This is a genomic window from Chryseotalea sp. (assembly GCF_057350905.1).
This window is the reverse complement of the sequence record NZ_JBMRCF010000008.1, coordinates 715,907-741,101: the sequence shown is the minus strand read 5'-3', so window position 1 is coordinate 741,101 and position 25,195 is coordinate 715,907. Positions and strand designations below refer to the sequence as shown.

The 25,195-nt window shown below is 41.0% G+C and carries 20 protein-coding genes; 4 read left to right on the top strand and 16 right to left on the bottom strand.

Annotated features, from left to right (window positions below; all coding sequences use genetic code 11):
• Nucleotides 1-99: 99 nt before the first annotated feature.
• The 10 genes from ACO1XM_RS11785 to ACO1XM_RS11740 all read right to left on the bottom strand — a co-directional run bounded on the left by ACO1XM_RS11785 (nucleotide 100) and on the right by ACO1XM_RS11740 (nucleotide 13,465).
• Nucleotides 100-1,977 (bottom strand): tetratricopeptide repeat protein, encoded by a 1,878-nt coding sequence (locus ACO1XM_RS11785; protein WP_486229130.1) that lies wholly within the window; start codon nucleotides 1,975-1,977, stop codon nucleotides 100-102.
• 269 nt (nucleotides 1,978-2,246) lie between these two features.
• On the bottom strand, nucleotides 2,247-3,974 hold the full coding sequence (locus tag ACO1XM_RS11780; RefSeq protein ID WP_486229128.1) for an Ig-like domain-containing protein: 1,728 nt from the start codon (nucleotides 3,972-3,974) through the stop codon (nucleotides 2,247-2,249).
• Nucleotides 3,971-4,843: a class I SAM-dependent methyltransferase gene (locus tag ACO1XM_RS11775; RefSeq protein WP_486229126.1), complete on the bottom strand. Its 873-nt coding sequence runs from the start codon at nucleotides 4,841-4,843 to the stop codon at nucleotides 3,971-3,973. The genes ACO1XM_RS11780 and ACO1XM_RS11775 overlap by 4 nt, the downstream gene beginning before the upstream one ends.
• Nucleotides 4,840-6,705 (bottom strand): tRNA uridine-5-carboxymethylaminomethyl(34) synthesis enzyme MnmG, encoded by a 1,866-nt coding sequence (gene mnmG, locus ACO1XM_RS11770; RefSeq protein ID WP_486229124.1) that lies wholly within the window; start codon nucleotides 6,703-6,705, stop codon nucleotides 4,840-4,842. The genes ACO1XM_RS11775 and mnmG overlap by 4 nt, the downstream gene beginning before the upstream one ends.
• A gap of 988 nt (nucleotides 6,706-7,693) precedes the next feature.
• Entirely contained in the window at nucleotides 7,694-8,122 is a 429-nt protein-coding gene (ybeY, locus tag ACO1XM_RS11765) for an rRNA maturation RNase YbeY (RefSeq protein WP_486229121.1), read from the bottom strand.
• The gene (locus ACO1XM_RS11760; protein WP_486229119.1) at nucleotides 8,122-8,526 is read right to left on the bottom strand and encodes an ATP-binding protein; all 405 of its coding nucleotides are present in this window, start codon (nucleotides 8,524-8,526) and stop codon (nucleotides 8,122-8,124) included. The genes ybeY and ACO1XM_RS11760 overlap by 1 nt, the downstream gene beginning before the upstream one ends.
• A 2-nt stretch (nucleotides 8,527-8,528) precedes the next feature.
• Nucleotides 8,529-11,834, bottom strand: a complete 3,306-nt coding sequence (locus tag ACO1XM_RS11755) for a DUF4175 family protein (RefSeq protein ID WP_486229117.1) — start codon at nucleotides 11,832-11,834, stop codon at nucleotides 8,529-8,531.
• 119 nt (nucleotides 11,835-11,953) lie between these two features.
• On the bottom strand, nucleotides 11,954-12,715 hold the full coding sequence (locus ACO1XM_RS11750) for an exodeoxyribonuclease III (RefSeq protein ID WP_486229115.1): 762 nt from the start codon (nucleotides 12,713-12,715) through the stop codon (nucleotides 11,954-11,956).
• Nucleotides 12,716-12,723: 8 nt separating this feature from the next.
• Nucleotides 12,724-13,128, bottom strand: coding sequence for a hypothetical protein (locus ACO1XM_RS11745; RefSeq protein ID WP_486229113.1), 405 nt, complete (start codon nucleotides 13,126-13,128; stop codon nucleotides 12,724-12,726).
• Nucleotides 13,121-13,465: a carboxymuconolactone decarboxylase family protein gene (locus tag ACO1XM_RS11740; protein ID WP_486229111.1), complete on the bottom strand. Its 345-nt coding sequence runs from the start codon at nucleotides 13,463-13,465 to the stop codon at nucleotides 13,121-13,123. Before ACO1XM_RS11740 ends, ACO1XM_RS11745 begins: the two co-directional genes overlap by 8 nt.
• A 165-nt stretch (nucleotides 13,466-13,630) precedes the next feature.
• Between ACO1XM_RS11740 and ACO1XM_RS11735 the strand changes: the two genes are divergently transcribed.
• Nucleotides 13,631-14,203: a ComF family protein gene (locus ACO1XM_RS11735; RefSeq protein ID WP_486229109.1), complete on the top strand. Its 573-nt coding sequence runs from the start codon at nucleotides 13,631-13,633 to the stop codon at nucleotides 14,201-14,203.
• 51 nt (nucleotides 14,204-14,254) lie between these two features.
• On the opposite strand, the gene gldJ is transcribed toward ACO1XM_RS11735, so the two are convergent.
• Complete coding sequence (gene gldJ / locus ACO1XM_RS11730) at nucleotides 14,255-15,490, bottom strand: gliding motility lipoprotein GldJ (protein ID WP_486229107.1); 1,236 nt, start codon at nucleotides 15,488-15,490, stop codon at nucleotides 14,255-14,257.
• Between the two features lie 256 nt (nucleotides 15,491-15,746).
• Between gldJ and ACO1XM_RS11725 the strand changes: the two genes are divergently transcribed.
• Nucleotides 15,747-16,010 (top strand): hypothetical protein, encoded by a 264-nt coding sequence (locus ACO1XM_RS11725; protein ID WP_486229105.1) that lies wholly within the window; start codon nucleotides 15,747-15,749, stop codon nucleotides 16,008-16,010.
• Here the strand turns inward: ACO1XM_RS11725 and mfd are convergent.
• The 4 genes from mfd to ACO1XM_RS11705 form a co-directional block, all read right to left on the bottom strand.
• Nucleotides 15,959-19,333 (bottom strand): transcription-repair coupling factor, encoded by a 3,375-nt coding sequence (mfd, locus tag ACO1XM_RS11720; RefSeq protein WP_486229103.1) that lies wholly within the window; start codon nucleotides 19,331-19,333, stop codon nucleotides 15,959-15,961. The genes ACO1XM_RS11725 and mfd overlap by 52 nt on opposite strands.
• A gap of 266 nt (nucleotides 19,334-19,599) precedes the next feature.
• A complete protein-coding gene (locus ACO1XM_RS11715; RefSeq protein ID WP_486229101.1) occupies nucleotides 19,600-20,808 on the bottom strand; it encodes a THUMP-like domain-containing protein in 1,209 nt (402 codons plus the stop codon).
• A 61-nt stretch (nucleotides 20,809-20,869) separates the two neighbouring features.
• Nucleotides 20,870-21,130, bottom strand: coding sequence for a hypothetical protein (locus ACO1XM_RS11710; protein ID WP_486229099.1), 261 nt, complete (start codon nucleotides 21,128-21,130; stop codon nucleotides 20,870-20,872).
• 139 nt (nucleotides 21,131-21,269) lie between these two features.
• A complete protein-coding gene (locus tag ACO1XM_RS11705) occupies nucleotides 21,270-21,917 on the bottom strand; it encodes a lipid-A-disaccharide synthase N-terminal domain-containing protein (protein ID WP_486229097.1) in 648 nt (215 codons plus the stop codon).
• Between the two features lie 62 nt (nucleotides 21,918-21,979).
• On the opposite strand from ACO1XM_RS11705, the gene ACO1XM_RS11700 reads away from it, so the two are divergent.
• Together ACO1XM_RS11700 and ACO1XM_RS11695 are read left to right on the top strand one after the other, a co-directional pair.
• Complete coding sequence (locus ACO1XM_RS11700; protein WP_486229095.1) at nucleotides 21,980-23,200, top strand: BaiN/RdsA family NAD(P)/FAD-dependent oxidoreductase; 1,221 nt, start codon at nucleotides 21,980-21,982, stop codon at nucleotides 23,198-23,200.
• A 62-nt stretch (nucleotides 23,201-23,262) separates the two neighbouring features.
• Nucleotides 23,263-24,096 carry a substrate-binding periplasmic protein gene (locus ACO1XM_RS11695; protein WP_486229093.1) on the top strand — a complete coding sequence of 278 codons (834 nt, stop codon included), beginning with the start codon at nucleotides 23,263-23,265 and terminating at the stop codon, nucleotides 24,094-24,096.
• A 68-nt stretch (nucleotides 24,097-24,164) separates the two neighbouring features.
• Here the strand turns inward: ACO1XM_RS11695 and ACO1XM_RS11690 are convergent, their stop codons facing one another.
• Nucleotides 24,165-25,160: an aspartate-semialdehyde dehydrogenase gene (locus ACO1XM_RS11690; protein ID WP_486229091.1), complete on the bottom strand. Its 996-nt coding sequence runs from the start codon at nucleotides 25,158-25,160 to the stop codon at nucleotides 24,165-24,167.
• Nucleotides 25,161-25,195: the final 35 nt, after the last annotated feature.

The window sequence follows — 25,195 nt, the reverse complement described above, 5'->3', positions numbered from 1 at the left end:
AGCCAGCTTAAAGCAGCTGGTTAAGGTAAGGTTAAGTTTGTGTAGTCAATAAAACTTAGAAATGACTAGCGTGCAGTTTAAAATTCGTTGCAGACAGAATTACAGTTTGGGTTCCTCCTGTTTAAAGTCACCCCGTAGCTCTCTGAATCTTTTTCTGGCCTCGGCTACGTATACACTGCCCGGATATTGTGCCAGCATTTTTTGGTATTGATCCATGGCTTTGTCTTTATCATTTAAATAGCGTTCATAGATTTCTGCTATTGTAAAAAAGGCATCGTCTGCCAGAATATCCTCTGGGTATTCTTCTAAAAGTTTTTGCAAAAGTTTTTGCGCCTCCTCAGGTTTATTTTGTCGAAGTTTAATTTGTGCCTCCAGCCAATAACAATCGTCTTTAATGGCGTAATTATTAAAAGTAATGGCGGTATCACTTTTATCCAGGAAGAGTGCGTTTTTTTCCTCCCCAGTAAGATCAACGGCATAACCTTGCTGAATATTTTTGAGCTTCACAAAGGCCTCATCTATTCGATTTTGTTTCAACAATAATTCAACTTTTGCAAATTCACGCAAAGCAAGCCCAGCCGAATCAATGGCTATGTTTTCTTTAATACGCATGCTCAGATCCAAGGCATCGTTGGCAATTTCTCGCGTTGTTGCTTCTTTTAAAATATCCAGGTGTTCTTGGGCCAACATAAAATCGCCCCGGTAGTAGGATAGTTTTGCATTTTTGAGTTTGGCCTCAAAGGCAAGCGTTGTTTCCTTATGTGTTTTTTCAACCTGGGCATAAAGTAAAGCTGCTTCCCATGGCTCTTCTTTAAAAATGAAAATGTCAGCCAGATCTAATTTCGCTTTTGATTTTAATTGAAGCGGTGCGTAGGGATCTGCAATTAACGTACTGAGTATTGAGATGGCCGTATCTGTTTGCTGTAAATATTCAGCTTTCATCACTCCGATATTTCGCAAGGCCTCCAGTGCTACCGGTTGCTTTGGATTTTGTTTTATAAAATCACGATAGGCTAGTATTAATGTTTCAACAGAATCTTTTTGGATTGGATAGCTGTCGCGCAACCTGGCTTCTCTTGATCGTATGTAGCCGAGCTGTGCTTCTTGTCCATTTTCATTATTCCTAAAAGCATCTTTTACGAAACGATAAATTCTGGTGGCATTTTCGTAATCTTTATTGTTGAGCGCAACTTCAGCAATTTCAAGACTTCTCGTTCCACCTGTTTTGTAACGTCTATCGTAGGCCCTTGCCTGTACAAAAGCGCCATAGAAATTTTTTTGTTGTAGCATTACCCAAATCAGCAAATCTGTGTAGACCTGTTGCTCTGGATCTTCCTGTACTTTTTTGTACAAGAGTGCTTCCAATACTTCAAGTTCTTCAGGCTTGGTTAATAATACTTGTAATACATTTTTTATGTACTGACTATTGCCCACATTTTGCGTGGCGTAGTTTAAGTACTCCTCGGTCATTTTTTCTTTTTCGCCTTTTATGCGATAGAGGGTTGCCAACTCCAGGCAATACATGGCTGGATTTCCCAATTCATCCCTGCTTTCCAAAAGTGCAATGATGGCATAGTCAAATAGTGAACGTGCCATAAAATAGTCGTTCATTATTTTTATTCTACCCAAACTTTGTTTGCTCTCTTGTATCAAATCTTTAAAATATTTATCTGCCTTTTGTACTTCGCCTGATCGCATCATTACGCGACCCACATCCAGTTTAAATAATAATTGTTCAGGTTCCCTTTTTAATAATTTTTTAAGATAGTCCTGCGCCTCGTTGTATTCTGCAAGGTCTATCAGCGTATTGATAAAGTTATTGTGAATAAGTGCAGTGTTTGCGGAATTTTTTGCCAGCTCTCTGTACAGTTCGGCTGCCTTTTGTTTTTCGCCTTTGAGTAAATATTCATTAGCAAGTTGTACATCTTTTTGTTCTTGTCCTAAAACAAAAAATGGGAGAGATACGAGAACACACAATGTGTATTTCCTTATTAATCTTATTATATATATATATATGTAATTATAATAGGTCATGTGTTTTTGTGGATAGAATATCGTTTCTCTGATCTTGTATGTTTTGTTTTTAGTATGTGGATTACAAACTTCTAATTTTGAATAAGTTAAGTGTTTTATCAACAAAATGTTTTTCTGTGTAATAGATTATAGTTGATAGGTAGATACGTATGATATGTGGAAGAAAGCTGAGCTATCAACATAGAAACGTGATTTATTGAGCTTATGTTTGGTTAATTGGTTTTACTCTCTTTTTTACCCAAGTTATTCACACTTTTATCGGTATTTATCAACAGCGGTCCGTACTCCCAATTTGCTTTTATACTGAATTTAGGAATGCCTTTGTCGTCATAATAATAGAATATGGGCTCTGGTTCCTCGCTTTTAAAGTAATTTCCTGCATCCCATTTTCCGTTGTTATTAACATCCTCGATCAGGCGAACACTATATTCACCTGGTTCAATGTTAGAGAAGCTGACTTTTGCCACATTGAAAACGGTTTGAACAACCTGTCCCTTAGCGTCAATCAGTTCGATAAAAAAGTTCACAGCCTTTGAGTTGCTTTCTACATTGGTTATGGCTAAGTCTTCTTCTTTAAATATTTTGGGTTTAACATTTAATCTTGCTGATGAATCCTGGTCAATAGTGATCAATGCCGATTTGCCTACAATCAGTTCGTTTACTTGTGAAGATCTTCCTGGCTTAGGCGAAGTAGACTTTGATTTAATATCAGATGCTTCTCTTTCTGGTGTAGCTGTATTTTGAACAATGGGTAGCGTTTTCAATATGCGAATGACCTGCTTTTGTGTATCGAGTTTTATATCGGCTGGGGTAATTGTATACTTTGTTAGCGAATCTACACTGAAGTAAATACTGTCAAGATGAAGTTGTTTGATGGGTTTATTGAATCTGATTAAACCAGACAACTGATTACTTTTCTCAAGAATAGTTACTTGTTCTAAAGTGCTCGTGAATTTATCGAGTCGCAGGTCTGGATTGGGAGGGTTAAACTTTACATACAAAGTTGTGTCTACCTGGTTACTCAAACTGTCTTGTATAATAAATCTGGCTTGGAGACTATCTAAATCAGAAAAGTTTTGATAAACCTTGATAGAAGCTTTATCTTCTCCGATCTGACTTACACTCGGCAATGAACCAGGAAATTGAATTTTGTAATTGGCTATAGCTTTGTTGGTTTTTACATAATAGTAATTCTGAAAGGGTTTGCCGCTTATTAACTTTATGGTGCGTGAGTCAAGCGATACCACGGGTACGTCTGCATTTTCCTCATTTTTAATTAATGAGAACTTTCTTGTCAGAAAACCATATTTTTCAGTGCGTCCATCAACAATCAGGTTTTTGTTTTTATCCATGAAGGCGTAGAGGTAATAATCTGTAGACTTCAGATTTTCAATGACAAACTCCCCGTTTTCATTGGCTTTGGTAACAATCTCGGCACGATGTTTAAATATATTGAAAGTGTCATTCTGATAGTGAAGTGCAACCGTAACATCTTTTATGGGTTTGCCAGATGGAAGTTCATATACCTTGCCTGATACTGTTAACGAGTCGAGGTACGAGCCAGTACTGATGGCAAGCTTAACATCCTTGGCAATATTTTTTTCTGTTAGGTCCTGAACAGCTTCTCTGAAATTGATAGTATACGTTGTGCTATCCCTTAGAGGTGATTTAAGTTTAAGCACTACTTTATTTCTGATAAAGCTGGTTTCTGTTTCTTTAATATTTGGAGAAATAATCAGCTGTTCTTTCACACTGATTAGCTGTATAGGTTCTGAGAAAGTTAATTCTATTTGGTTTCCTTTAAAGCTTACACTTCCATTCTTGGGGTTTGATTCTATCAGCACAGGTGCTTCCTCATCTTTAGGCCCACCCGTTGGATTGGTTTGCTGAGCACATGATATTAAAAGAAGAACATAAAAAATGGCTAAGACTCTTTTCATTTTTTGAAGATGTAGATTAAGCTGGAATATTGCTTGTTGTTTTTTGCAGATAAGTTGGAGACAAATCCATTAATAAAGGCTTTGATATAACGCAAAATGCCGGTGCCTTTATATGCCTCGCTGAGGAGACTCACATAATAGGCATCTAATTTCATTGGCAGTATATGCTGTAGTTTGAAATCATTGTTTTGCAAAATTCGCTCCATACTTTGCTGATTAAAATGCCAGAGATGTCTGGGTACATCATAACCCGCCCAATGCGCTTTGTATGTTGTGGCATCGTAACTCAGGTGATTAGGTACTGCAATGAGTAATACACCTTTTTCGTCAAGTAAGTTATAAAGAGTGCTGAGTGTCTGGTTTAGGTCAGGCACATGTTCCAGCACATGCCACAGGGTAATCAGTTGATATTTTTCTTTTACCTGACTAAGTTCTTCGAAAGTCTTAATGCCTTTGGAGGCTGCAATTTCTCTTGGTTGCTTACCGGGTTCTACGCCTGTACAATTCCAGTTATCCTGAAGACAGCTTTGTAGAAAGTCACCAGTCCCACAACCGACATCCAATAACTTACCCTTTTGCGGAACAAGTCGCTGGGCCAGTTTTCTTTTTTGCCTTAGGGTAAAGGATCGTGCTATCAGGTATAATGTGTTAACTAAATTATTGGCTTTAGCCGTATGAGAAATGTACTCAGTACTTTCATAATACCGGCCAAGGTCTTCGTCTTTAGGTCGTGGGCTGGTGGCCAACATCGTACACGTGGAACATTGTACCAACGTGAAATCATTGTGAGAAACAGTATAGTCCTTACAGGTCAAATAGTTTTTGAAAGCAGATTGACCACAAGCAGGACAAGAAGTAAGCGTTATCATTTGCCCATGTAAACGGTTAGTACAGAAATATCAGCTGGCGATACTCCACTGATGCGGGAAGCTTGTCCGATGGTTTCGGGTCTCACTTTCTTCAATTTTTCTTTTGCCTCAGAGGAAAGGGCTTTCACCCGATCATAATCAAAGTCATCTTTAATCTTGTAGTTTTCCAGACCTCCGATTTTGTCGGCTAGCTTTTGTTCCCGGTCCACATAGCTTTCGTACTTAAGGTTGATTTCTACCTGTTCAAGAATTTCTTCATCAAACTTATTAAAGGTGTTGGCTAGGTCAGCATTCAGTGATTTAATTTCATTAAATCCGATGTGAGGTCTTCTCAATAAATTAGAAAGTAAAGTGCGCTCTTTTATTGCGGTGTTTCCGACTCTTTCCAAACCCTCATTTACCTCTTCAGGATTAACCTTAATAGCGTTTAGTTCCTGAGTCAGTTTTTGTACAGTTTCTTTCTTTTCAAGAAACTGCTGGTAACGCCCTTCTTTAGCCAGTCCGAGGGCACGCCCTTTTTCTGTCAAGCGCATGTCGGCATTATCCTGTCTTAATAAGATTCGGTACTCTGCTCTGGAAGTAAACATGCGGTAAGGTTCCTGCGTGCCTTTGTTAACCAGGTCATCGATAAGCACACCGATGTAAGCTTCTGACCTTTGTAGTACAAGGGGCTCTTGCTCTTTAATTTTAAGATGTGCGTTTATACCAGCCATAAGGCCCTGACAGGCGGCTTCTTCATAGCCTGTGGTTCCATTGATTTGACCCGCAAAGTACAGATTATCAATGAGTTGAGTCTCTAAACTCATCTTTAATTGAGTTGGTGGAAACCAGTCATACTCTATGGCATAACCAGGCCTGAACATACGGGCATTTTCAAAGCCTGGAATCTTAGTAAGCGCTTCGTATTGCACATTTTCTGGTAACGAGGTAGAGAAACCGTTGACATAGATCTCTACAGTATTCCAGCCTTCAGGCTCTACAAATATTTGGTGCCTTTCCCTTTCGGCAAAGCGATTAATCTTGTCTTCAATTGAAGGGCAATATCGCGGGCCTAAGCCTTGAATCCTTCCCTGAAACATCGGGCTTTTGTCAAAGCCTTCTTTTAGTTTGTCGTGGACACTTTCATTAGTATAAGTGATCCAACAGCTCATCTGTTTTGCAGGAGCTTTGCTTTCTTTTAGATAAGAGAACTTTCCAGGGATATCATCACCAGGCTGTTCTTCCATTTTGGAATAATCCAGGCTTCGACCATCTACACGGGGAGGGGTGCCTGTTTTCATTCTGCCAGATTCAAACCCCAGGGTTCTTAATTGTTCGGTGATACCAGTAGAGGCTTTTTCCGCACTTCTTCCTCCACCGAAGTTCTTCTCGCCTATATGGATTAATCCATTCAAGAAAGTTCCATTGGTGAGCACAACCGCTTTGCATGGTATTTCGATACCAAGGGCTGTTCTTACCCCTACCACCCTTTTATCCTTTACTACAATGCCGCTTACCATTTCTTGCCAGAAATCAATATTAGGAATGGCTTCCAGTGCTAAACGCCATTCTTCCGCAAAGCGCATTCTGTCATTTTGAGTTCTGGGGCTCCACATGGCTGGTCCTTTAGAGCGATTCAGCATTCGGAACTGAATCATGGACTTATCACTTACAATACCAGATAAGCCACCCAGGGCATCAATTTCCCTTACTATTTGTCCTTTGGCTACACCGCCCATGGCCGGGTTGCACGACATCTGGCCAATGGTGTTCATGTTCATGGTGACTAACATTACTTTAGACCCCATGTTGGCTGCTGCCGCTGCAGCCTCACATCCGGCATGGCCGGCACCTACTACTATTACATCGTATTCTTTAAACATGTCTTTGCATATGTTTCACGTGGAACTAAGCCGAATTGGTCTTTATTCCTCACTCCTTCATTTCTCTATTACTAATTAGCATGCAAAGATACCTAAGTATCGATTGTATGTGCTCCTACCGTTTTGATGCATTCTTACTTTACTTAAGGATGATACAGTAAGCCAGTACTCTCTGAGTTCTCAATTCATACATCAGGCCCTGTCTTTATGGTGTAATGCCCAGATCATGTTGATTTATCGTTGTAATGATTTGTGTTAAGGATAAGTTTCAGAGTAATCCACAAATCCACAAGTTTATCCACATTGTGTTTAGTTCCACGTGGAACGGTCATATGCTTATATAAAAAGGGGCAGGAACAGGGTTTGATTAGATTTCTGGCTTTTGACAGGATAGAATAGGGCAGCGTCAATGATTAAAGTCTTGAGAATTCATTTGAATAGCCTTGATTAATATAAACCTGCCTTAATAGAGATTAAACAGGATATTCTCACAAAGACAAGCATTTGAAGGCTTTTTGGTGTTGTGTGGTGGGTGGTACCTTTTCAGGACTAGGGTTTAGGCTAAAAGGACTTTAAGGCTAGGCTGAATCAACCAGGATCAAATGATTGATAAGAAAGGTATTGGCTTTTAGATCCGTAAACAGATGGACCCTACCTTATAAGCACCCTTCATAATCGGTACTTGAAAAGATACATTTATCAATTTGCCGGGTATTTTCTACCTCCTGGTTTAGACTAAATGAAGAACTGTATGGAAAGAAATCCTTCCTTGAGGAATTATAGGGTAAAGTCTGTATTTCACTGCCTAATGCCTGAAATAAATAATTTAATACTTTAACGATTCCACCTTTCTATAAATAGCGCCAAGTATAATATCAAGCTGACCTTGACTCACATTTACTGGAGGTAACACATTTCTTTATTTGGAGGTTGGTATGAAGGAGTCTCCCAAGTACCGAGTGTGATGTTAAGACTTAGAAATGAGTGATTAAGAGAGCCTACGCTTCTTCAGGTAGTAATCCTCTTTCTCCCGCATTATGGCCTTTAGCCTGGGTTTTTTGTCGCCATAACCCACCAGGTGAAGTACACCATGAATAATTACGCGGTGAAGTTCATCTTCAAAGCTTTTAGAGAATTTACCAGCATTGTCTTTTACCCGGTCTACACTGATGTAGATTTCACCTTCGATAAGCCCCTCCTCTTCTGAGAGATCAAAGGTGATAATGTCGGTAAGGGTCTTATGCTTTAGAAATTGGATGTTGCGTTCCAGTAGCGCCTCATCTGAGCAGAATATGTAATTAAGCTGACCTAGCTCAAAACCTTCTTTCTGTACTGTAGCTTTAATCCAAGCTTTAAGTTTTAAAGCTTGCTTTAGCTTAAAGGGAATGTTTTCGTAGAAAAAGTGAATAGCGCCCATCAGGCATTCATATAAAAGCTGAGCTCAACTTCCCTGCCCTTATCTCTAAAGGCCACTTCGTCAGAAAGGTGTTTCATTAAAAATATGCCTCTTCCTCCTGGCTTCTCCAGGTTTTCGGGTGATGTAGGGTCGGGCAGACTATGGAAATCGAAACCACGCCCCTCATCTTTAATAATGAATTTTAAAAGATTATCATCGAGGGTCAGGCTCAGCAATACGTTTTTAGATGAATCGCTCATGTTGCCATGCTTAATAGCATTGTTAACAGCCTCTGTAACGGCAATCATAATGTTGCCATAAATGTCATCATCTAAATGAAAGCGCTCTTTGGCATTATCGATGAAGCTTTCGATCATTCGAATGTTCTCAGTAATGGAAGGGATTTGAACACTAATGCTATTCATACTTATTGGTCGCGCAGTCGTTTAAAATACTCATTCACCTCCTGCTTATAATATGGGTAAAGCTTAGGGGGCACGGTTTTCAGCAATTCTACTTCTTTTTCCTTGAGTCGCAAATATTCCTCATAAGCCTTCGGCATTTCTTTGTTGTAGTCCTTGGCTGTCTCTCCTTTTCGCTCCTCATCCTCCTCCTGCTCACGCATAGATTGTTCAGCTTCCAGTAAACGACTCTCAATTTCTTTCTGTCTTCTGATCAATTGCTCCGTAAGCTGTTTATTAACCAGATCCATTTCACTTTGTTCCATTTTGTTTAGCAGATCGCCACCTGGCATCTCTTTGCCTTGTTGTTTCATTTTTTCCTGAAACTCCTGCAGGGCTCTACGAATGCGCTCCTGCTCTGCTGCTGTTTTGGCCAGCTCTTCAGATAATTCTTTGCCTGACTTACCACCATTCTTCATTTCCTGAATGCGCTGGTTAAGCTGTTGCTGCATTTGCGATAAGCTTTGCGGCTTACCTTTTTTCTTACTCTTACCCGCTCCCGGTTTGGCGTTGGCCATCATCTGCATCATCATATCGAAATGATCGTCAAGCATTAAAGCCAGGTTATTAATAGAGGTCATGGCGAATTGCATTTCACTTTGTGCCGGTCCTCTTCTTCTTTCTTTGTTGGCCTCAATTGTTTTATCCAGGTGATCGTTAAGTTCTGTTACTTCCTTAGTAACAAAGGATCCCATCATGGCATCACGCTTCCCAAGAGCTAACAAGCTGTCTGCCAATATCTTAGCATCATCTTTGATCTTTATTTGCTGCTGCGCCAGTGGATTGAAACGAGGATCGCTCTGGTTCAACTCCCGGAAATTGTTAATAAGATTTTCCTGATCGAAGGAGAGCTTTATTAAACCATGAATAATCTGACGGAGGCTTTCGAGGTTGGCCATGTCCATCTCCATGCTCATGGCATTTTGCATGCTCTCCATTTTCTCCTTCATTTGTTGCATTTGTTGAACAGCCTTTTGTTGTGCCTCCTTTGATTTACCAGGCTTGCCTTGTTCGAGCGACTCCTTGCTTTGCTGTTGTTGTTGTTCCACGTTTTCCTGTTGCTCCTGGCTGGGCAGATCCAGGTCGGTTCCGGAAACCTCTTTATCTAACTCTTTAATTTCTTCTAACTGCTCCCCTAACTGTTTGGACTCTTCTGCAAGTTTTTCCTGCTCTTGTGCCAGCGCCTCGTTGCTTTTGCTCTCCGCTTCTTTACCCTTGTTGCTCTTTTCACTTTGTTCCGTTTTCTCAAGCAGTTGCTTTTGCGCTTCAATATTTTTACTGAGTTGCTCTGTAGCCTGCTCAATTTTACTGTCTAATTGAAGCTGTTTAAAGAGTTCAAGTGTGCGTTCTAATTCTTTCTCAAGGTTACCAGAATTCTTCTGCATTTTATCCAGCAGCTTTTCCATCTGCTTAGGGTCAGCATTTTCCTTCATCAACTTCTCCAGCTCTTCAAATAATTTCTTGGTTTCGTCATCGAGCAATTCTTCCATCAATTTTTGAATCTGCTCAGCTTTCTCTTTAATTCTTTCACTTTCTTCTGTGAAGGCATCCTTCTTGTCGAGTAAATCTTTGTTCTCTTGCTTGAGTTCGTCCAGTAATTTTTCAAGTTCCTTTTTCTGTTGCAGGATATCTTCAAGTTTCTTTTTGTCTTGCCAGTTCATGCTCTGGGTTGACTTTAACTGCTTGCTGGCCTCCTCAAGCTTTTTCTGCAACTCTGCAGCGCGTGCCTGACTTTGCGAGATCTTTTGTTGGGTAGCTTTTTCTGACTGGCGAATATTTTCACTGAGTGCTTCTTTAGTAGGTAGGGCAAAAGTGTAGGTGGCCGATCGGGTAGACTTGCTTCCATTTACACCGTCATTATCCCAAACCTCTACATAATAATTTATACGATCGCCCGCCTCCAGCTTAAGGGTATCGAGCTGCCATAAAAAGAAAAAGTTTTGTTGAGAAAGATTGTTAACAATGGGAATAGCTATTTCACGTGAAGCTTTTTTGGCATTCTCATCCAGAACCACAAGGTTCAATCGTTTTATTCCGTAGTCGTCACTCAGAGCACCGCTTAAACTGATGTATTGGTAGAGGACAGAATCCTTTGAAGCAAGTACTGATAGTTCGGGGTGTTTGTCTTTTATAACATCTAATTGGTAGCGGATTAAATCTTTGTTTGATCCATTCTCGTTTTTGAGGTTCAGTTCATAGGTGGTGCTGTTGCGAAAGTTCTTACTGAAAACAAAAAGGTTTTCTTCGGGCTTGGTTAAGGGGTATGGCGAGTTTGGATCATTCGCAAAACTTAGAGAAACAGCTTGGCTATTGTTGGTACCGATGCGCCAGGTAATGCGTGTGCCTTCCGGTATTTCAAGGTTGCCGGCATTTTTAATTTCTTCTGGCTTGCGTTGTATATAATTCGGGTATTCAATCAACAAATTATAATCACGCAGCTCGGGTCTGCTTACTACACTTATCGTGTAGGCATCGGAGTAAAAGCCAGCTGCTTCTAATTGAAAGGTAAGATCTTCCTGTAGTCTGTCGAACTGGTACGTGAAACTATTATCTTTCTCGTTCACCAGCTTCATTCGCTGATCGCCCCTTACCAGGTACACATCTTCCGGAATAGCGCTTCCTTCTAAATTTACCTTGAGCTGAAAATCTTCATTGGCAAAAGCCTGGGTGTTGTTGTTGATAATAAATTTAAAAGGTGCCTCGGGTGAAAACTTTTGATTGAAGTGAAGGATGCGGGCAGAACTCTTAGTCAGAACACTGCTGTTAAACAACAAAATGATAAGCACCGCTCCCAACGGAATAGACAAATACCTGAAGTAACGTAAGCTGTCTTTTAGGTTAACTACATTCTCAAACGAAAAGGGTTCAAACTCAATTGCTTTTTGACGAACACTGGCCGCACCCAAAGCTGAGTGCTGCGCCTGTGCAGAAAGCTGGAAGAAGTTGATCAGCCTGTCTTTTACGCTTGGGATTTGCTCACCAATAAGCCGGGCACTCTGTTCGTCATTCAAACCTTTGTTGGCTACCCAAAAACGGAGTGGATCTTTTAAGAAGCGATAAAGACAAAAACCAATCAGTCCAAGAAACAGACCAAACAAGATTAAGCGAATAGATGAGTCGAGCCACAAGGCGTGCTCCAGTAAAGCAGCCAGTACAAAATAAGCCAGTACAATGGCTGCACTTAACAATGAGCCTTTCAGAAAAATACTGAGATAATATTTTCTTCTAAAGGCAGATACCTTCTCCTGTACTCGCTTTATTTCATCCCCCATTTTGCGTGTCCTTCAATAGATAAACGAAAAACTACTTGCTCAAGTTTACGACTACTAAAAATAGGGACTAATTCTGCGAAGTCAAGCTTTTTATGCGGAAGGGTACAATCGCGCTTTTATCAGCGTAATTCCAGAAGTACCGGGCAGTGATCAGAGTGTTTTGCCTCAGGTAAATGTACACAGCGTTTTAGCCTGGTGGCCATTTCTTCGCTCACAAGCTGATAATCGATTCGCCAGCCAAGATTTTTCTTGCGCGCCCCCGCCCTGTAAGACCACCAGGAATAATGGTGCGGATCTTTGGTGAAATGACGGAAGGTATCGATGTACCCCAGGTTTAAAAAAGATGTGAACCAGGCACGCTCTTCAGGAGTAAAACCCGGAGTGTTTTTGTTTGCAATGGGGTTGTGAATATCAATGGCCTGATGGCACACATTAAAATCCCCATTGATAACCAAGTTGCTAAAATCTTTTTGCAGTTTTTCTGCATAGTCAGAAAAGAATTCTAACCAACCCAGTTTAAAAAATTGTCTTTCTTCACTGCTCGACCCGGAAGGCATATAGGTTGTGAGCACAGAATAGTCAGGAAAATCAATGCGTAATACACGCCCCTCCTCATCGTATTTATTTTCGCCACAGCCATGTTCCACGTGTACAGGTTTATGCTTGGTAAGAATGGCCACACCACTATAACCTTTTCTTTGTGCGGCATGCCAGTAAATATGGTAGCCCAAATCTTCCAGGGCACTTAGGTCTACCTGATCGGTGGTGGCCTTTACCTCCTGAAGACAGAGTATATCGGCTTTTGTCGATTTAACCCAACCCAAAAAATCTTTCTGAAGGACTGAGCGAATGCCGTTGATATTGTAAGTGATGATCTTCACAAGGCAGCTTATGATTCCGGAGATTCTTCTTTGGGTTTAAGGGAGTCGGGTAATTCGTATACCCAACCATACTCTTTCTCGAAGAATTCAACTATGTGCATTTTCAACAATGTTTCCTGCGACAGCAAGTCTACGTGCGGTAATTTTTTTACCAGTTTCCAGTGAGGCCAGCCTTGCTCATCTTGCCCCTCCAGTTCATAGTAGCCAGACAAACTCAGCACCTTACAAATGGCAATGTGCAGCAGATCCTGCTTCTCCTCTTTGGAAAAATATTGAGCACCTCTGCCCAGTTCTTGAATGCCGATAAGGAAGAGCACACTATTCAAATCCTTCGGTCTTTTGCCAACCGTTTGTTGCAGGTGTTTCATTAAGCCTGCCCACTTTCTGTCAAAATCAAGGTCGCGCTTAAACATTTTTGCTCAGCTCATCCCAATACTCAAAAGCCCTGCGGAGGTGCGGCACTACTATGGTTCCGCCAATTAAGGTAGATATACCCATCGCCTCTTGTACCTCATCAGTAGTAAGCCCCACTTCTTTGCATTTACCCAGGTGGTAACGAACACAATCATCGCAACGCAAAACCAAAGAACAAGTCAGTCCAATTAACTCCTTCGACTTTACGTCCAGTGCTCCGGGCGCGTAGGCGTTGGTATCCAGGTTAAAAATGCGCTTAATAATCAGGCTGTCAGAAGCCATGATGCGCTCATTCATTTTGCTGCGGTAGCTATTAAAATCTTCAACTAATCCCATTTTATTGTAACTTAATTTCAGCAAATATATCGTTTCGTTGTGAAGTTAGCTGTGCAAGATATTTTTCTAGATTTTCTCACGCTCTTTTACCCACGTTATTGTCTGGCGTGTTCGGGTTCTTTATTGAAGGGTGAGGATATTATTTGTACCCAATGCCTGCTGGAAATGCCTAGGACCAATTTTCACAAACAGGCATTTAATCCATTACATGAGCGACTCTCTTTACGCATGCCGCTAACCCATGCCTTTGCCTATTTTCATTTTAAAAAGGGAAGTCGTGTGCAACAATTGTTGCATCAGTTGAAATATAAAAATCATCCGGAGATTGGCGTAAAACTGGGAAGAGTGCTGGCACAGGAATTATTGGTTTCGGGCTATGATCAAACCTACCATTTGGTTGTACCGGTGCCCTTGCACCCCAGCCGTAAGCGCAGCCGTGGTTATAACCAGAGTGAAGAATTTGCTAAGGGAGTATCAGAAGGTTTGCATATTCCTTACACCGACAGCTTTGTAAAACGGACCGTGCAGACGCAGACACAAACTAGAAAATCTAAACTGAATCGCTGGAGAAATGTGAGCGAAGTATTTGAAATGAAAGATGCCGAAGCAGTAAAAGGCAAACACATTTTACTGGTCGATGATGTGGTTACAACAGGCGCCACACTAGAGGCTTGCGCCAATGCGCTATTGCAATCGGGCTGCTCGCAAGTATCGATAGCCTGCATCGCAGTGGCATAAAACAAAAAACCCGGGACAAGCCCGGGTTTTTTTAATGTCAAATTTCTTTGCTTAATAGTTAGAACCAGCGCGGATCATGGCGCAACGGAAGCCTACTGTAGCAGTAGCAGAATCCTGATCTAAATACCTGCGTGTACCTGGAGACATCCAATAAGCGACATCTTTCCATGAACCACCTTTATAGACACGAGCCTTGTCGGTAACTAAAGAGAAGAAAGACTCTGGGTTTTTCTCAATGTTGTTATAACCGTTGTCAGCAGTATTACCACTGGCATTATCTAAGAAACCATCTCTGCGGATCGGGTTAAGATCATCAAAGTCCTGGTAAGACATAGGACGATACACATCCTGTACCCACTCACTTACGTTACCGGCCATGTTGTATAAACCGTAATCGTTAGGTGGGAATTCATAAATGTAAGAGGTGATAAGTGCACCGTCATTTAAGCGACCAGCTATACCGGCATAGTCACCACGACCACGTTTAAAGTTAGCCAGCATGAAACCCATTTGTGCACCGTAAGGATTACGAACAGCGTGACCATCCCAAGGATAGATCTTCTGGTGGGTTTGCATTTCTTCTACCCACTGTGTTCCGATTTGTGCCATGGCAGCATATTCCCACTCAGCTTCTGTAGGAAGACGGTAAGCAGGGATAACAATACCAGACTCCAAAGGAATACGACCATCTGTTTCAGCATATTCTTCGCCCGCATTAGCAGCTAAAGCCTTATTTACAGCCAATGTTCTCCAGGTGGCGTAAGCACTGGCTTGCGACCAGCTAACACCCACAACAGGGAAGTAGCGGAAACCAGGGTAACGAAGGTAATGATCTACGTATGGATCGTTAAAGGCAAGACGGCTTTTCCAAACGAGCGTATCAGGCAAGGCGCGCTGATAAGCCTCTTGTGTAGAGTCTTTACCAAGTACGTGTAAATATTCAAGCCAGTGAATGTTGGCAATTTCTGTCTCATCCATGTAGAAGGATGCCACAGAAACAGTTCTTTCAATGTTATCACGAGACGACATCACATCTTCTTCGAAAGAGCCCATAACTGCGCGGCCACCCTCAATGAAAACCATGTTGGGTGCATCCGGCTGACCTTCAAAAGGACTAACCATGAAGCCACCTTCGTCTTCGTTATTGTAAGCAAGGCCTGTAGCCGTGCTCAATTGTCCGGGGTTCTGCGCAGTAGGCTTGCCGCCACCTCCGCCAAAAAGTGAACACCCTGTAAGTGCTGCTGAAGCACCTACTGTAGCAAAAAGGACTCTGAAAGAGTATTTCATTTGAGTTTTATTTTAAAAAGAAATGCTAATATAAAGATATATGCAAAAGTTTTCCAAACCTGTTGCGCCTTAATTAAAACTTCATCTACCACATGTGAAACGGCCTAAGGCTCAGTCTATTGTTTTGAGAATGTTCTTTCTCTTTTTGGGAAGGAAAGCCGCTCGACAAACGGTATAAATAGCCGATAATCAGTATAAAGGGCTTTTTTCAATGTTGGCATACAATTGCATAGGTATTGGGTTGTAAAACACTGTTATGCACACAATAACCGACTTTCGCCTGATGCCCTTCCACAAAAAGTGCGATGTAATTACCTTCAATGGTACCTACATTCTACAACGCACCCTGGCAGACTGTAAAGTTTTTCTGTACGATACAGGTTTATTTTTCGCTGAAGTATTTTACTCACCAAAATACCAGCGCGTATTGATGATCAATGCTTTTGATAAGGTCGTGGGTCTTGATCCTTATTTGGATGAAATCTCTTTGGAGGACTTGAATTCAAAAACGTGCATGTGATTAAGTAGCTCAATTGCCTGATCAACATGCTTGATATGCTCAATAACCATCATGGCTTTTCCGGCCTGGTCCTTAATCTTGCATTGGCGCGGGTGCTGCTGAATGTAAGCCAGTATTTTTCCAAAGACTTCTGATTTGAAGTAAGCGTCATTGTTGCTGGTGAAGTAAGCCCTTAGTCTTTCATTTTTCAACGATAACTTTTCAAAGCCCAGTTTTTCTCCCAACCACCTTAACCGGACTGTATTAATCAATTCTTCAACGGGTGTGGGCAAGGGCCCGAATCGGTCTTTCAATTCGTGTCCGATTTTTTCCAATTGTTCCTCGTCCTTAATGCTATCCAGCCTCGAATACAAACCAAGACGCTCGCTGATGTTGGCAACATAGCTATCAGGAATAAGTATTTCAAGATCGGTTTCAATAATACAATCCTGAACAATCAATTTGGCTTTTTCGGCAAGTTCAGAAGCAAAGAGGTCTTTAAATTCTGTTTCTTTTAATTCCTGAACTGCATCATCCAGAATTTTGTGATAGGTTTCATAACCAAGGTCGTTAATGAAACCACTTTGCTCTGCACCCAATAAGTTTCCGGCTCCGCGAATATCCAAATCGCGCATGGCTACTTTAAAACCATCACCTAATTCGGTAAACTCTTCTAGCGCAGCCAAGCGCTTACGCGAATCGGCTGTTAAAACAGAAGTTGGTTGCGTAAGTAAATAGCAATAAGCTTTTTTGTTGGATCGCCCTACACGGCCACGCATCTGATGTAAATCTGACAAACCAAACATGTGTGCCTGGTTGATGATGATGGTGTTGGCATTCGGAATGTCAAGACCAGATTCAATAATGTTGGTGGAAACCAATACATCATACTCACCTTCAACAAATTTAAGCATGGCTTTTTCCAGCTGATGACCTTCCATCTGCCCGTGGGCAATAGTAATACGACAGTCGGGCACAAGCTTGTAAATAATATTGGCGATAGACTCAATATCACTCACCCTGTTGTGTACAAAGAAAACCTGACCACCACGTTTCAATTCATAACTCACGGCATCACGAATAATGGTTTCATTAAAAGTATGCAACTCAGTGGTTACGGGCTGACGGTTCGGTGGAGGTGTGGCAATAATGCTTAGGTCGCGTGCACCCATTAAAGAGAAATGAAGTGTTCTTGGTATGGGTGTGGCAGAAAGGGTAAGTACATCCACATTCACCTTCATTTCCTTCAACTTGTCCTTGGTCTTAACACCAAATTTCTGCTCTTCATCAATAATAAGCAGACCTAGATTTTTAAATTGAATGTCCTTGCTGACAACCCTGTGCGTACCAATCAAAATATCAACTTGACCTTCTTTTACACGCTTAAGTGTTTCCTTGATTTCTTTCTCACTTCTGAAACGCGATATGTATTCAACGCGGGCCGGCAAATTTGAAAGGCGTTCGCTGAAAGTTCTGTAGTGTTGAAAAGCCAAGATCGTAGTGGGCACCAGTACTGCTACTTGTTTGCTATCGGTAACCGCTTTGAAAGCCGCACGAATAGCCACCTCTGTTTTTCCAAAACCAACATCGCCACATACCAACCTGTCCATCGGGTGGGCTTCTTGCATGTCGCGCTTTACATCCTCTGTTGCTTTAGCCTGATCGGGTGTGTCTTCGTAAATAAAAGATGATTCAAGCTCGGCCTGTAAATAACTATCAGGAGAAAAAGGAAAACCAGGAGCGCCTTTGCGTTTTGCATATAAGGCGATAAGCTCTTTGGCAATGTCTTTAACCTGTTTCTTAACTTTTGCCTTTTTGTTTTCCCACTCCTGCGAACCGAGTTTGTTCATGACTGGTGGCGTACCTTCCTTACCTGTATACTTGGAAATTTTGTGCAAGGCGTGAATGCTCAGGTAAAGCAAATCATCATCGCGATAAATAAGACGAATGGCTTCCTGTTCGTGACCATTCACCTCCTTCTTTTCGAGGCCGGCAAATTTTGCAATGCCATAATCGATATGTGTAACAAAATCTCCCGGCTGCAGCGTATATAACTCACGAAGCGTAAGGGCTTTTGACTTGGAGTATTTCTCTCTTGCCCTGTAGCGATGAAAGCGTTCGAAAATCTGATGATCTGTATAACATACCACTTTAAGACTTTGGTCGACAAAACCTGCACGTAACGAGAATTCCAGTGGTTGAAATTTTACCTGTTGGTTTATTTCAGAAAAAATACCTGCTAGTCTTTCCAGCTGTTTAGGTGTGTCGGATGCTATAAAGTTGCCATAACCCTTGTCTTGCTCCTCAACAAGGTTGGTGGCGAGTAGTTCAAAATTTTTATTAAAGGAAGGCTGGCCTGCGGCCGCATAATCAAAATTCTTAACCTCGTTTAGATAAGAGCGACTGCCAAATTCTATACGCGTAAAGCCTTGTGATTTTGAAAGGAAATGTTGGGCGGTGTCAAAAATTTCTTCTGGAGACAATACTAAAGTGGTCTTTCCCCCCTTTGTTGTATGATCATAAGCTTGCACAGCTTTATCAAACGTTTTTTCAATCACGTCTAAAACGAGCTGCACATCTTTAAACCAAAGCTTTGTTGAGGGCGCAATAAAATCGAAGATGGATTGACGCTCCTCTTTTACCAATGCACTTTGTAAATTGGGTACCAGGTTTACAATGTCAACGGTTTCAACGGATAGTTGCGATCCTGGTTCAAAAGAACGGATGCTGTCCACTTCATCACCAAACAATTCTACGCGATAAGGAAGCTCGTGTGAAAAGGAGTATACATCTACAATGCCACCACGCACCGCAAACTGTCCGGCCTCATACACAAAATCAGTTTTTTCGAAATCGGCATCGTGAAGAAACTCTTCCAGAAATGCGACATCTAATCTTTCACCCTTTTTTATTGTAAAAGTTTTAGCGGTAAGTGAGCGTCTTGTAATCACTTTTTCACCCAAAGCTTCCGGGTAAGTAACCACAATCTCAGGCTTGGTTTTATTGGCGAGCTTGTTCAGCGTCTCGGTGCGCTGCAGGATGTTGGCATTCTCTACCTCATCATATTCATACGGCCGCCTGTACGAAAGCGGAAAGAAAAGTACCTCACGACCTAAAAGGTTTTGCAAGTCATTTTGAAAATAAAAGGCCTCATCGCGATCCTGTAGCACCACCCAGTAATCCTGAGGATGCAGTTTGAATGAGGCAGCCAATAGAATGGCATCCAGACTACCTTGTAAACCTTTTATTTTAATATTGGCTGGATCGGGCGCTTTGATTCCTGCGGCTACGGTCTTGATAAAACCATCCGCGGTATATATGCTTAAAAAATCATTCGCCTTCACTTATAAATCAACAAGGGGCACAAAGATAGAAGGCTGGAGCTAAAGCCCTGCAAAAGCTTTCTTAATTTTCTGTTACTTTACACCTGTGGACTTCCTTAAGTTATTAATCCGTTTTACCGCCTATACTGCCTGCATCTTATTATTAATAGGACTGTACAAGCCATGGATAGTGCTTTGGTGGGAACACAGACAGAACAGGAAAAAGGTAATATTGTTATACGGCCTGGTGGCCATCGCATTATACCTATTGCAGCTTTTGCTTTAGTTTACTGAATCCTGCTACAAAGGGTAATATATTTTTGTTTACTCGAAGCGAATGCAAGAATGTAGTAATCTCCTCCATCCATGAGTTTCAATTTCTTCTTTAATGCTTCTGCACTTAGGGGATAGTTGCGGGTAATTACGTTAGCCTTCTTATCCGGAAGTAAATGATGAATTAGTTTAGGGTCAGCTTTAGTGAAATGATCTATTGTAAAAATTCGGCCAGGAAAATCAGTTAATAACTCATAACCCGTATACAAATGTGTACTGGCTGCCAGTTTAGCTATAGCAAAGCGTTGTGCAACAGATTTAAAAGCACCGGATTTTAGAATGGAAGCATTCGGTTCATACAAATAAGTGGCTGGTTCGCTATAATCAAGCGTGGTGTTATGCTCTTGTGACTGTGTAAATGAGAATGTGGAGATCAATCCTCCTTTCGTCTGCATGTTTACTGCACTAACAAGAGTTTCGCCCGAAAAACCATGCTCACAGATAAAAAGTAATTCTTTGCATTCATTATCAACGGAAAGCACAATTACTCTTTTTACAAAACGTAAACTTTTTATGCCAGCACTTATATCCAACAACGGTGCGGCCTTTATTATAAGCACTTTGGTGTGTTCAAAGATTTTATGCTGAAGTTCAGGTATATTTGGCTCACAATCAGTCAGGGCCAATACTTTGCGGTTCTCTATTCTTCTCGAAGGATCTACATAGGCAACATCAAAACTTTCTTCAGACAAAAACAAGAACGCCTCAGCTGGTTTATTAACATATAAAATGTTATCCGCACCCAGCGACAGATGGTTGTGCTGTGCAATTTCCTGCAAAGCACTATTGGGCTCTACATGAATAACTTTTTTTAATGCACGACTGAAGAAAAAGGTATCTATTCCAAAGCCACCACTCAAGTCTGCCAGCACCTTGTCTTTTGCTATACCCAGCTCTTCGAGTAGGGCTGCTTTAAATTTTGCAGTTGCCTCGGAAGAGCTTTGCTCCAGGTTCAGAGAAGGCGGATAAATAATGGCATCTTTCTCGTAATAAGTTTGAATTTTGCTTTTAGCTTTTTGCCGTCCTGCTATCTGCGAAGCTAATTCAGATGCGTGAACACCTGCTATCTTATTCGAGAGCAGGGCAATATTTCGCGGATCATCCTGTTCGTGCTCCCGAATGAATGAGCGTACTTCTTCTTTGAGCAAATCAGGATTAACCATTGGACAAAAATAAGGCTCAACATCACTGCTGAGCCTTATTTTGATGAAAATACTTGGAAGTCTAGCTATTCAATAGCAGAACAATCACAACAATAAAATTGCCAATCATTAAGAAAACACGTTTGGCCATTTTTATACCATCTTTTACATGTTTAAAGTAAGCCCTGAAGGCAAGTCCTTGAACAAACAAACAGAGTGATAAACAACCAGCGGTGATGAGTGTACTGGGAAGCGAGAGCAAAGCCAAAATAACAGAAACAGCGCAAAGAATATCCAATGCTGTTATCCGTCTTTGAATGGACAGAGAAATTGCGGGACTCATAGTGTTAAAAATTGAGAGGTTTTGGTCTTGAATGCCAAAATTAGACCAAAGTAACCCAGCAAAGGTTGGAATGGATTGCTAATATTTACTAATAATCTGATAAACAAGCAATTATGAAAGTTCTATTGAGTAGAAACACCTAATCATTTTGAGGTTTAGCAGTAGGCTCTTTTAAACCAAGTATGCAATTTCGAACATATACAACTAGTCCCAGGCCCTGCGATACGATCAATACAGGGTCACTTTTCTGGTATCCATAGAGAACAACGATTAGAGAGGCCACCGCACTGATCACCCAAAAACCAAAAGGTAAAACAGATTCTTTTTCTTGTTCAGACCAGTACCATTGATACAGGTATCTTAAGTTCAACATTAGCATACCAGTTGTGCCGAGCAAGGACCAAAATGATAAAAGAGAAGCACCATTAAAAAGTTGTCGAAATCCATCAGGTTCTTTGGCAATCCACAACCATGCACCGATGGGCAAAGCAAAAATGATTAGTCTAACGAGCAAACGCAGGTTTTTCCACGCTCCCTTTAACTGCAGATTTCTTATGTAAATAAGGTATGAAAGACTTTGACCGATAATGATAACGGCATCTTCGCGTATAATACCGTATGTCAAAAATAGAAATGAAGCGAGCAAACTGATTTGCCAGAATATGGTTGGAGAAACAGATTTACCAGCCTTCTCCGATAAGTAAAGCTGTATTAATAAGCGTACACCAAACAAGCCCTGAGCGAAAAAACCCAAACCAAACAACCAATATTTGCCGATAAACTCCATAAAGTTTGCAAAGCAACAAAATAGATTTCTTATTCTGCTCTTTTTAGTTTTAGCTTTCTGCCATGTTTGACCTGGTTATTATAGGAGGAGGAGCTGCCGGTTTTTACGGAGCCATTCAGGCTGCGGAAAAAAACAAAAAACTGAATATAGCCATTCTTGAAAAAACGAATAAGCTATTGTCAAAAGTCAGGGTATCGGGTGGTGGACGTTGCAATGTTACACACCATTGCTTCGAAGCAAAAAAACTTTCAAAGCACTACCCCAGAGGAGAAAAAGCATTGAAAGAATTATTTAAAAGTTATCAGGCTCAGGATGTTGTGGCGTGGTTTGAAAGTAAGGGTGTAAAACTGAAGGCTGAAGATGATGGCCGCATGTTCCCTATTACAGACGATTCGCAGACAATCATAAACCTGTTCCTTAAAGAAAGCGATCGGCATAACATAACAATCCATACAAGTACGGCCGTAAAAAGCTTAAATAAGATAAAGGATCATTTTACTATCGAAACAGAAAATAACCAGTCATTTACAGCGAAAAAAATCCTGATCGCCATTGGCGGACATCCCAATGAACAAGCCTATAACTGGATAAAAAATTTAGATCATAGTATCACTAAACCGATTCCCTCCCTTTTTACATTCAACGCAGCAGATAAACGCTTTGTTGAATTAATGGGCGTAGCTGTAAAAAAAGCATATGTGAAAATTGAAGGGACAAAGCTTTCTCAAGAGGGGCCATTGCTGATAACACACTGGGGCTTAAGCGGACCAGCTGTTATCAAGCTATCTGCCTGGGCGGCAGAATATTTGCATGCTGAGCAATATAAGTTTAATGTTTTAGTGAGCTGGGTTGGAGAAAAAAAAGAGGATGATTTGCGATCAGAACTAATGGCCTATAAAAGCAAATATCCAAAACAACGGGTGGCTGGAAATACACTATTTGAGTTACCACAACGTTTATGGATAAAGCTTTGTCAGTTAGCCGAAATAGAAGAGACTAAAATATGGAGTGAGCTGCCACTTAAAGCGCTAAACAAACTATTAGAAAACATTCTTCGCTGCCGGTTTGAAATTAGAGGTAAGACAACTTTTAAGGAAGAGTTTGTTACCTGTGGTGGCATACCGCTTGAAGAAATAGACATCACCACCATGCAGAGTAAAAAAGTACCTAACCTCTTTTTTGCGGGAGAAGTATTGAACATTGATGGCGAGACAGGGGGATTTAACTTTCAGGCGGCCTGGACAACAGCCTTTATAGCCGCACAAGCAATTGCCCAAAAATAAAATAAGGCTTTGATGTGAAAGTAAGCCTTCTATCTTCGCATTGACTAATAACCCCAAGTAGTATGAGAATAATGTTTGTTTTTCTGAGCCTGTTACTCGCCACCTCAGGCGTTGCACAAAAATATAAAGGCGATTCATGGGCTAAGGTGAAGGCTAGTGGAGGTACACTAACCGTTATTTATTATGAACAACCCGGCCTTATTTATAAGGATGCTGCAACGGGTAAAATGAAAGGCGTTTGTGCAGACATCTTGGATGACTTTACCAAGTTTGTGCAGGAAAAATATGGGAAGAAGCTAACCATTAATTATGCCGGACAGGAACAAATATTCCCAGACTTTTTATCGATCACACAAAACACAGCCAATGTTTTGGGTGTAACGAACGTAACCATAACAGACGAGCGCAAAAAAATTCTAAAGTTTACTCCGTCTTTTATGTCTAATCCTGTTGTAATGCTTTCGCATAAAGATGCACCGAGTATTACAAGCGTAACGGAAATAGGCACAACACTGAAAGATTACAGCGCAAAAGTGATTACCGGAAGCACACATGTTAAGGTCATAGAAAAGATTAAGAAAGAAAATGCACCTTCATTAAAAGTAAGTTATGCTAACTCTGGTGGCGATATTTTGAAAGAACTTTCAGGTGGGCCAAAATTTTTTACCATTCTCGACTTTACTGAATACATTGATGCCACCCGCAGACAATTGCCCGTAAAAAGACAGAGCATAAACTTTGGTGCAGCTGAAGAGCTTGCTTTTATTATGGCAAAGCAGACCGATTGGGATCAACCCTGGAACGAATTTTTAACGCCTGATTATAAAAAGGGAGTACGCTACAGAAAGATTATTGTAGATAACCTGGGTGCAAACTTTTTGGGTATTCTTAAATAGACCAAAAAATCACGAGCATAAAAAAAGGAAGTCGAACGACTTCCTTTTTATTTTATCATGATTACGAATTATGCATTAACCAAACGCTGCTCAAGAATATACTCAGCAATTTGTACAGCATTAGTAGCAGCACCTTTGCGCAAGTTGTCAGCCACCACCCACATGTTTAACGTGTTTGGCTGAGACTCATCTCTGCGCAAGCGACCAACAAATACCTCATCTTTACCTTTGCTATATAATGGCATTGGGTAGACATTGTTTTTCGGATCATCTTGTACAATAACACCAGCAGTTTTGCTCAGGATGTTTTTTACTTCAGCTAAATCGAAATCGGCATAAAACTCTGCATTCACTGCTTCACTGTGGCCGCCTATGGTTGGCACGCGCACTGTAGTTGAAGTAACACCAATATTTTCATCTCCCAGAATTTTTCTGGTTTCATTCACCATCTTCATTTCCTCCTTCGTGTAACCATTGTCCTGAAAAACATCGATGTGAGGAAGTGCATTCATATCGATAGGATGCGGATACACTTTTGTGCCATTAATACCCGCACGCTCATCCATCATTTGCTGAACGGCATCTTTACCTGTACCGGTTACAGATTGATAAGTAGAAACCACCACACGCTTCAATTTATATTTAGCATGTAAAGGAGCCAGCGCCAACACCATTTGAATGGTTGAACAGTTCGGATTGGCGATAATCTTATCTTCTTCTTTTATTTCTTTGCCATTGATTTCTGGTACAACCAACTTTTTGGTTGGGTCCATGCGCCAGGCAGAAGAGTTATCAATTACGATAGTTCCTTTCTCAGCAAATTTGGGTGCCCAGTCTAAAGAGGTACCACCACCAGCAGAAAAAATAGCCACGTCAGGAGCAAGGTTACAAACCTCTTCCATACTCTTTATGGTATACTCCTTACCCTTATAAGATATTTTTTGACCCACTGACTTAGGGGAAGCAACTAAATAAAGATCTGTGAAAGGGAAATTCCTTTCCTCTAACACTTTCAACACCTCTTGACCAACAAGGCCGGTGGCACCTACAACTGCGAGTTTCATATTGTTTTGTAAAATTGAGTTGCAAAATTATTAGA